This is a genomic window from Vibrio crassostreae (assembly GCF_041439375.1).
In the GTDB taxonomy this organism is placed as follows: Bacteria; Pseudomonadota; Gammaproteobacteria; order Enterobacterales; family Vibrionaceae; genus Vibrio; species Vibrio crassostreae_D.
Window position 1 is genome coordinate 137,724 of sequence record NZ_JBGONY010000006.1, and the last position, 9,007, is coordinate 146,730.

12 protein-coding genes are annotated in these 9,007 nt (G+C 44.9%); 10 read left to right on the forward strand and 2 right to left on the reverse strand.

The window, feature by feature from the left end:
* The first annotated feature begins 44 nt into the window (after positions 1-44).
* Positions 45-1,010: an isoaspartyl peptidase/L-asparaginase family protein gene (locus ACED45_RS04915; RefSeq protein ID WP_102433292.1), complete on the forward strand. Its 966-nt coding sequence runs from the start codon at positions 45-47 to the stop codon at positions 1,008-1,010.
* A 115-nt stretch (positions 1,011-1,125) separates the two neighbouring features.
* Here the strand turns inward: ACED45_RS04915 and ACED45_RS04920 are convergent, their stop codons facing one another.
* Complete coding sequence (locus ACED45_RS04920; protein WP_371713413.1) at positions 1,126-1,353, reverse strand: SlyX family protein; 228 nt, start codon at positions 1,351-1,353, stop codon at positions 1,126-1,128.
* 5 nt (positions 1,354-1,358) lie between these two features.
* Positions 1,359-2,336, reverse strand: coding sequence for a WD40 repeat domain-containing protein (locus ACED45_RS04925; protein WP_048659148.1), 978 nt, complete (start codon positions 2,334-2,336; stop codon positions 1,359-1,361).
* 131 nt (positions 2,337-2,467) lie between these two features.
* Here ACED45_RS04925 and fkpA point away from each other — a divergent pair, with 131 nt between their 5' ends.
* The 9 genes from fkpA to ACED45_RS04970 form a co-directional block, all read left to right on the forward strand.
* A complete protein-coding gene (gene fkpA, locus ACED45_RS04930; protein ID WP_017061105.1) occupies positions 2,468-3,244 on the forward strand; it encodes an FKBP-type peptidyl-prolyl cis-trans isomerase in 777 nt (258 codons plus the stop codon).
* 205 nt (positions 3,245-3,449) lie between these two features.
* Positions 3,450-4,175 (forward strand): helix-turn-helix transcriptional regulator, encoded by a 726-nt coding sequence (locus ACED45_RS04935; protein WP_004729851.1) that lies wholly within the window; start codon positions 3,450-3,452, stop codon positions 4,173-4,175.
* The gene (tusD, locus tag ACED45_RS04940) at positions 4,169-4,558 is read left to right on the forward strand and encodes a sulfurtransferase complex subunit TusD (protein ID WP_146492448.1); all 390 of its coding nucleotides are present in this window, start codon (positions 4,169-4,171) and stop codon (positions 4,556-4,558) included. Before ACED45_RS04935 ends, tusD begins: the two co-directional genes overlap by 7 nt.
* Positions 4,555-4,911, forward strand: coding sequence for a sulfurtransferase complex subunit TusC (gene tusC / locus ACED45_RS04945; protein ID WP_146492449.1), 357 nt, complete (start codon positions 4,555-4,557; stop codon positions 4,909-4,911). The genes tusD and tusC overlap by 4 nt, the downstream gene beginning before the upstream one ends.
* An 8-nt stretch (positions 4,912-4,919) precedes the next feature.
* Positions 4,920-5,195: a sulfurtransferase complex subunit TusB gene (tusB, locus tag ACED45_RS04950; RefSeq protein ID WP_371713414.1), complete on the forward strand. Its 276-nt coding sequence runs from the start codon at positions 4,920-4,922 to the stop codon at positions 5,193-5,195.
* A gap of 182 nt (positions 5,196-5,377) precedes the next feature.
* Positions 5,378-5,752, forward strand: coding sequence for a 30S ribosomal protein S12 (gene rpsL / locus ACED45_RS04955; RefSeq protein ID WP_004737194.1), 375 nt, complete (start codon positions 5,378-5,380; stop codon positions 5,750-5,752).
* Between the two features lie 107 nt (positions 5,753-5,859).
* Positions 5,860-6,330 carry a 30S ribosomal protein S7 gene (gene rpsG, locus ACED45_RS04960; RefSeq protein WP_010435163.1) on the forward strand — a complete coding sequence of 157 codons (471 nt, stop codon included), beginning with the start codon at positions 5,860-5,862 and terminating at the stop codon, positions 6,328-6,330.
* 165 nt (positions 6,331-6,495) lie between these two features.
* Positions 6,496-8,592: an elongation factor G gene (fusA, locus tag ACED45_RS04965; RefSeq protein WP_017061101.1), complete on the forward strand. Its 2,097-nt coding sequence runs from the start codon at positions 6,496-6,498 to the stop codon at positions 8,590-8,592.
* A gap of 147 nt (positions 8,593-8,739) precedes the next feature.
* Positions 8,740-9,007, forward strand: a 268-nt coding sequence (locus tag ACED45_RS04970) for a GTP-binding protein (protein ID WP_246847629.1), incomplete at its 3' end; no start/stop codon positions are given.

A 9,007-nucleotide genomic window follows, 5' to 3' on the forward strand; every position in this document is an offset into this window, starting at 1 on the left:
ATTGATAGCACAATATTATAAGACGACGTCAGTGGAGAGTTTGTATGTCACAGCCTTTTTCAATTGCCATTCATGGTGGTGCAGGAACCATCTTGCGAGAGCAAATGAGCGATGAATTAAAAGCGGGTATTACCGAGGCTTTGGAAAAATCGGTTTTGGCTGGTTATAAAATATTGCAATCGGGTGGTGATGCTCTGGATGCGGTAGTCGCATCGGTTAAGGTGATGGAAGACAGTCCCCACTTTAATGCCGGCAAAGGCTCGGTTCTAACGCATGATGAATTTGTTGAAATGGACGCTTCTGTGATGCATGGCCGCGAAATGGATGCGGGGGCAATTGCAGGCGTTCGTCATATCAAAAACCCGATTGAACTTGCGCGTGATGTGATGCTGAAAAGCGACCATGTACTATTGATTGGTGAAGGCGCCGAGAAGTTTGCGTTTGAGCATGAATATACGTTTACTGAGCAAGACTACTTCTTTACTGAACGCCGTTATGACCAGCTTCAGTCGATGAAAGAGAAAGGTATTTTTGCTTTGTCTGAAGCGAAATATGATGAACAGCAAGCTGAGAAATACCCTGACGACAAAAAGTACGGCACGGTCGGTGCAGTCGCATTAGACCAAGCGGGCAACTTAGCTGCAGCCACCAGTACCGGTGGCGTGACCAATAAGAAATACGGTCGTGTCGGGGATTCTCCGATTATTGGTGCAGGAACCATGGCTGAAAATGGCAACGTTGCTGTCTCAACAACCGGGATGGGCGAGTTCTTCTTAAGAAAGATGGTTGCGAGTGATGTGGCGGCACGAATGCGTTATCTCAAAGAAGATGTGCATACCGCTTGTGAACACATTATCCAAGGTGAACTGAAAACCATGGGCGGGGAAGGTGGCTTGATCGCTATCGATGACCAAGGCGATATTCATTTTGGTATGAACAGCTCTGGGATGTATCGTGCAAGCGTTGATACTCAAGGCCGTGTAGAAGTGAAGATTTATGCTGATGAGTAATCTCATACAGGCGTAAATTAAATTACCAAGTACATAAACAAAGGGCGACAGATATTTTCTGCCGCCCTTTGTTTTTCAATTATGGCAAATGAGCAGTAGCCCATTTGAATTGAACTTAATAGTGTGGAGGTGGCGTCTCTTCTGATGCGTCTGCTAGGTTAGAGCCATCCATATTTTTCACTTTGCCAACCACGAACTTCATCTGATCTTGCATTCTCGTGATCAACATTTGCTGTTGGCTAAGCGCTTCATTGAGTTCTTCAATGGTCTGTTCTTGGAAAGCTAGCTGACACTCTAGGTCATTAACGCTGCTTTCTAGTTGTTCAACTCGCTTTTCTGTCATCGTTCTTAATCCACATTCCAAGCTTGGGCAATGCCCGCAGAGGTGCCCGATATCACACGGTTCTTATCATCAAAGGCTGCATCATACACTACCGCACGAGGAGGGCGAGCATCTTTTAGTGGCTCAGCATCGTGGCGAGAAATTCGTTTGCCATCCTGAGTATTCCACACACTCACTTGGCTAGATGGTGTGCCTGTCACCAACATACTGCCGTCATCAGAAAAACGAGCACTCGAGAAAATCAACTGTCGAGACCAGCTTTGCAGTTGTGCTTGAGGTTCGCCCGTTTCAAGATCCCAAATCATTGCTTGGTTGCCGCCATCAGAGGTAAAAGCCAGCTCACCATCGCGTTGTAGCGCGACTCGTACTACTCTTTGTTCATGCTCAAAGGAGCGCAATACCAAGCCCGACTCAGTATCCCAAAGATAGGCTTTGTAGTCGTTGCCACCGGATAAGGCGTAGCGACCATTGGATGAAAGGGACACGGAATTCACTTTTTCTCGGTGAGCGAGGAACTCCAGACGGCGTCCGGTGACTAAGTCCACATAGATGGCTTTGCCATTAGAAAGGCCAAGCAGTACTTTTTCACCATTGCTAGAGATATCGACATCGCGAATCAAGCCGTCTGAGATAGACCATAGCCCTTGTGCTTGAGTCCAAGATAAGTCCCAAACGGCGAAGTTCATTTGGCTCGCGGTAATGGCAAAACGGCCATTGTCCGAGATACGGATACGTGATACTTGGTTTTCTAACTGATCTTGTGGGCCAAGCTGAGCCAACTCTTGGTTTTGGGCGAGATCCCAAAGCAGTAGTTGTTTTTGCTGAGAGTAGAGCAGGGCGAAGCGTCCATCTCTGCTGAGTGCAAAGCTGGTGGCACCGTTGGGTTCAATTTCCCAACGTTGCTCATCATCTTGGAAGAAAAAACATCCATTTAACAAGGTGATGACAATTGCACATAGCAATGAATGGAAAAATATTTGCATCACGTCTAATAATCCGGTTTTTGTCGAAAGACATATGACTAGTATATTGTTATAACTAACGTATTCACACCAATCTAATCATTAGATTTGTGCACAATAACCAATGGCTTGGCCATTAATTGGAGAATTCAATGAAATCAGTTTTAAAAGTATCACTGCTTGCCGCAACGGTTATGCTAGCAGTTGGTTGTCAGAAAGAAGAACCAAAGGCAGAAGCTCCACAGGTAGAAGAAGTTAAAGTTGAAGCAGTAAACTTTAAAACAGAAGATGACAAAGCGGCTTACGCAATCGGTGTATCTTTCGCTAACTACCTAAGCACAAGCATTGATAAGCCAAGCGAGTTAGGTATCAACCTAGACAAAGATATGGTTCTTCAAGGTATCGAAGACGTATTCGCAGAGAAAACAGCACTTAACGAAGAAGAAACTCGCGCAGCTCTTGAAGCTCTAGACAAGCGTGTTGCTGAAACGATGCAAGCACAAGCGGCAGAAAAGTCTGCAGAAGTGAAGAAAGCCGGTGATGACTTCCGTGCTGAGTTCGCTAAAACTGAAGGCGTTAAGCAAACTGAATCTGGTCTACTTTACCAAGTAATGACTGCTGGTGAAGGCGCTTCTCCAAAAGACACTGATACCGTTCAAGTACACTACAAAGGTACGCTAACAGACGGTACTCAGTTCGACAGCTCTTACGATCGTGGCGAACCAGCAACATTCCCTCTAAACCGCGTAATCCCAGGCTGGACTGAAGGCGTACAACTAATGCAAGTTGGTTCTAAGTACAAGTTCGTTATCCCGCCAGAGCTAGCATACGGTGAGCAAGACACACCGACTATCCCAGCTAACTCAACGCTAGTATTCGAAGTTGAACTACTAAACATCGATAACGCTGAAGCAGCTCCTGCACAGTAATATCGGTTAAAAGCCTCGTACTAAAATACGTTGATTGAATAAAAAGCCTAACTTTGAGTTAGGCTTTTTTTATGATTTGAAGGTGAGTATTTGATTTTTAAACTTGTTCTAAATCACTAGTTGCAATGTTAGCTAGGTGTGCAATTAAAATTTTCTGATAAACTTACATAAATTTGTTGATTTTTCACACGAAGGTAAGGAATAAGTGACTACTACAGAAACAGTCAATGCAGATGTGTTACTTGAAATGGAATCAGTCCACGTTATGCCATTCAGTGAACACGATAAAATCATTCTAAGATCTTATGAGGCCGTTGTTGACGGTATTGCGAGCCTTATTGGTCCGTTTTGTGAAATCGTTTTGCACTCTTTAGAAGACCTCAATACTTCTGCGATTAAAATTGCCAACGGCGAAAATACAGGTCGTCAGGTTGGCTCGCCGATCACCGATCTTGCATTGAAGATGCTAAAAGATATTGAAGGTTCTAAGCGTAACTTCTCACGTTCATACTTCACTCGCGCTAAAGGCGGAGTGTTGATGAAGTCGATCACGGTTGCTATCCGCAACGGTGAAGACCGAGTGATTGGTCTACTGTGTATTAACGTCAACCTAGACGCGCCATTCTCACAAGTACTGCAATCGTTCATGCCTACGCAAGACGCAGACGAAGCCGCATCATCGGTTAACTTTGCTAGTGACGTTGAAGAACTTGTTGACCAAACGGTTGAACGCACCATTGAAGAAATTAACGCTGACAAATCGGTATCGAACAATACTAAGAATCGTCAGATCGTGATGGAGCTGTACGACAAAGGTATTTTCGATATTAAAGACGCGATTAACCGCGTTGCTGAGCGACTGAACATCTCTAAGCACACCGTGTACCTATACATCCGCCAACGTAAAACAGAGGATGAAGAGGGTTGCTAAGCTATACACTCCTAGTTAATGGGCCGGTCTATGGCTCACAATCAGCAAGACGTGCCTACCAGTTTGCCGTGGCTCTGATTCAACAGGGTCACAAACTTCACAGCGTATTCTTCTATCAAGATGGCGTCAGTAACGGCTCGGATCTTACTGTACCGGCTAACGATGAATTTGATTTAGCTTCTGCTTGGCAAAAGCTGGCTGATGAACACGATGTTAGCCTTGAAACCTGTGTGGCAGCTGCGCTAAGACGCGGAGTGATTAGCTCTGAAGAAGCAAAGCAACATCAACTAAGTGCCTCTAACCTAGCCACGGGATTTACTCAGGCCGGATTAGGGAGCTTATCGGAAGCGCTACTAACGCAAGATAGGGTTGTGCAGTTTTGAGAAAGTTAGCCTTTATATTTAACAGTTTCCCTCATACGACCGCTGCGGGTAGAGAAGGGTTAGACGCATTACTTGCTGCGTCCGCTTACAGTGACGATATCGCCGTGTTCTTTGTTGGCGATGGCGTGACACAGCTTCTCAAGGCGCAGCAGCCCGACGAAACACTATCGCGTGACTATATCTCTGCATTCAAACTTATGGACCTGTACGACATCGAACAGGTGTATGTGTGTCAGCGTAGTCTGAGTCAGTTTGGTCTTTCAGCAGACAACCTGCTAATCGATGTGACCACCGTTGAAGCCGACGAGTTAACGCAGAAGTTAGCTCAGTGCCAACAGATCCTGACTTTCTAGGGGACGCTATGCTTCATATCGTAAAATCAGTCGACAAACTTAAACTTGCATTGACCTATTCTCAGCCACAGGACCAGTTCCTTTTGGTGGAAGATGCAGTGTATGTTTGCCTTCCTAATCATGAGTTATTCACTCAAATCTGCGTAGTAGAGCAGGTGTCGGTGTTAAAACCAGATCTCGATAGCCGAGGTTTACAACGACTTGTCTCAAGTACCATTGATCAAGTTGATTTCGATGGCTTCGTTAAACTGACGGTTTTGAACGACAAATCAGTGACTTGGTAAGCGTCTTTTATCAGTTTGGTTAAAATTAGACCATCCTGAGCTCTAGACGGCTAAAAAAGATCTGTATATTTCTTGACACACCTCCCACTGCTGAATAGAATTTTGCGTCCCTAATTACGACTTGTGATTAGGGATAGATTTTTCACAAAGCTTACTTTCAAGTAAATTTCAGGAGCTAGTTAATGGCAACTATTAACCAGTTGGTTCGCAAGCCTCGTGTAAAGCAAGTTGTTAAAAGCAACGTGCCTGCACTAGAAGCGTGCCCACAAAAACGTGGTGTATGTACTCGTGTTTACACTACTACACCTAAAAAACCTAACTCGGCACTACGTAAAGTATGTCGTGTACGTCTAACCAACGGTTTCGAAGTAACTTCGTACATCGGTGGTGAAGGTCACAACCTTCAAGAGCACAGTGTTGTACTAATCCGTGGCGGTCGTGTAAAAGACCTTCCGGGTGTTCGTTACCACACTGTTCGCGGCGCGCTAGACTGTGCTGGCGTTAACGACCGTAAACAAGGTCGTTCTAAGTACGGTGTGAAACGTCCTAAGTCTTAATGCATTTTCTTTTTTTAAAAGAAAGCGTTAAGTAAGGCCAAACACTATTTTATTTATTATTCTGAAAAGTTTTGGAAAAAACCTGAAGAAGACAACGGAGAATATCCATGCCACGTCGTCGCGTAATAGGTCAGCGTAAGATCCTTCCAGATCCTAAGTTCAAATCTGAATTGCTGGCAAAATTCGTTAACATCCTTATGGTTGACGGAAAGAAATCTACTGCAGAAAAAATCGTTTACACTGCACTAGATTCAATGGCTGAGAAGTCTGGTAAAGACCACTTAGCTGTATTTGAAGAAGCTCTTGAAAATGTTCGCCCAGCGGTAGAAGTTAAATCTCGCCGTGTAGGTGGTTCAACTTACCAAGTACCTGTAGAAGTTCGTCCGGTTCGCCGTAACGCTCTTGCTATGCGTTGGGTAGTTGAAGCTGCGCGTAAGCGTGGTGAAAAATCTATGGCTCAACGCCTAGCTGCTGAAATGCTAGACGCGTCTGAGAACAAAGGTACTGCGGTTAAGAAACGTGAAGACGTTCACCGCATGGCTGACGCAAACAAAGCGTTCGCACATTACCGTTGGTAATACCTTTTTAGTGCTGCAAGGTTCCTTGCAGCACTTCTTTAGTTCCTATGCTTATGCTAGGAACTATTGCTATTTCTAGGGCAAGCAATTTTTAGCGAAGCATCGCTTTAACGTATAATCTAGGCATAGCAATAGTCCCTAAGTCTCTAATAAGAGGATTCAACCGTGGCTCGTAAAACTCCTATAGAGCAATACCGTAATATCGGTATCGTTGCTCACGTAGATGCAGGTAAAACAACCACAAGTGAACGTATTCTGTTCTATACCGGTCTTTCTCACAAAATCGGCGAAGTTCACGATGGTGCAGCAACCATGGACTGGATGGAGCAAGAGCAAGAGCGCGGTATTACGATCACTTCAGCAGCAACCACTACGTTTTGGCGTGGTATGGAAGCTCAGTTCTCGGACCACCGCATCAACATCATCGACACTCCTGGACACGTTGACTTCACAATCGAAGTTGAACGTTCTCTGCGTGTACTTGATGGTGCAGTTGTTGTGTTCTGTGGCTCATCTGGTGTTGAACCTCAGTCAGAGACAGTGTGGCGTCAAGCTGATAAGTACCAAGTTCCACGTATGGTTTTCGTTAATAAAATGGACCGTACCGGCGCAGACTTCTTGCGCGTAGTTGAACAGATCAAGGACCGTCTAGGCGCAACTCCTGTTCCAATTCAACTGAACATTGGTGCTGAAGAAAATTTCCAAGGTGTTGTCGATCTTATCAAGATGAAGGCAATTAACTGGAACGAAGCTGACCAAGGCATGACTTTCACGTACGAAGATATTCCTGCAGACATGCAAGAAATGGCTGAAGAATATCGTACAGAACTTGTTGAAGCTGCTGCAGAAGCAAATGAAGAGCTGATGGATAAGTACCTTGAAGAAGGTGAACTAACAGAAGCTGAAATCAAACAAGGTCTTCGTACTCGTACCCTTAATAATGAAATCGTACTCGCTACTTGTGGTAGTGCATTCAAAAACAAAGGTGTACAAGCTGTTCTAGATGCAGTTGTTGATTTCCTTCCTTCTCCAGTCGATGTCCCTGCAATTAAAGGTATCGATGAAGATGAGAATGAAGCAGAGCGTCACGCAGACGACAAAGAACCATTCTCAGCGCTAGCATTTAAGATTGCAACAGACCCATTCGTTGGTACTTTAACTTTCATCCGTGTTTACTCTGGGGTTGTTGAAAGCGGTAAAACAGCTTACAACTCTGTGAAGAAACAACGTGAACGCTTAGGTCGCATTGTTCAAATGCACTCAAACAAGCGTGAAGAAGTAAAAGAAGTACGAGCAGGTGACATCGCAGCCATTATTGGTCTGAAAGATGTGACTACTGGTGAAACCCTTTGTGACCAGAACCATAAGATTGTTCTTGAGCGCATGGAGTTCCCAGACCCAGTTATTCAGATCGTTGTAGAGCCAAGCTCTCAAGCTGATCAAGACAAAATGACTATCGCTCTAGGTAAACTAGCAGCGGAAGACCCATCGTTCCGCGTTGATATGGATGCGGAAACTGGCCAGACTCTGATTTCTGGCATGGGTGAACTACACTTAGATATCATCGTTGACCGTATGAAGCGTGAATTTAGCGTCAATTGCAACGTTGGTAACCCGCAAGTGGCTTACCGTGAGACTATTCGTGGTACTGCGAAAGCGGAAGGTAAATTTATCCGTGAACATGGTGGTAAAGGTCAGTACGGTCACGTATGGCTGAAACTGGAACCATCAGAAGCTGGCGAAGGCTTTGTCTTTGTGGATGAAATTGCCAATGGTATCGTACCGAAAGAGTTTATCGCTTCAGTTGCTAAAGGCGTTGAAGAGCAGATGAACAATGGTGTGCTTGCTGGCTATCCAGTTTTGGATATCAAAGCTACACTATATGATGGTTCTTACCATGAAACAGATTCAAGTGAGATGGCGTTTACAATCGCTGCCTCTATGGCTTTCAGAACGGGTGCACTTGAAGCGCAACCAGTTTTGCTTGAGCCTATGATGAAAGTTGAAGTAACCACTCCAGAAGACTGGATGGGTGACGTTGTTGGCGATATTAACCGTCGTCGCGGCATCATCGAAGGTATGGACGAGGGGACAGCTGGCCTGAAGATAATTCGTGCACAAGTTCCGTTGTCTGTCATGTTCGGTTACGCAACTGATTTACGTTCTGCGACACAAGGTCGTGCTTCTTACTCTATGGAGTTTAGTGAGTACGCTGAAGTGCCTAACAATGTTGCAAAAGCAATCATTGCAGAGCGTGGTTAAACAAAAGGAAGGCATTTTTTTTCATTTTTTGAAAGAACAATGCGTCCAAATATTGCGCTAACGAGAGTTGGCGCATAAAATAGCAATTTCTGGCGCGTCTCGCTCAATAATGAACGTGGCGAATCATAACTAGGAAGGAACACGATTGTGTCTAAAGAAAAATTTGAACGTACGAAACCGCACGTAAACGTTGGTACTATCGGCCACGTTGACCACGGTAAAACAACTCTAACTGCTGCTATCTGTACTACTCTTGCAAAAGTATACGGCGGTGTTGCTAAAGATTTCGCATCTATCGATAACGCTCCAGAAGAGCGTGAGCGCGGTATCACAATCGCAACTTCTCACGTTGAGTACGACACTCCAGCACGTCACTACGCACACGTAGACTGTCCAGGACACGCGGATTATGTTA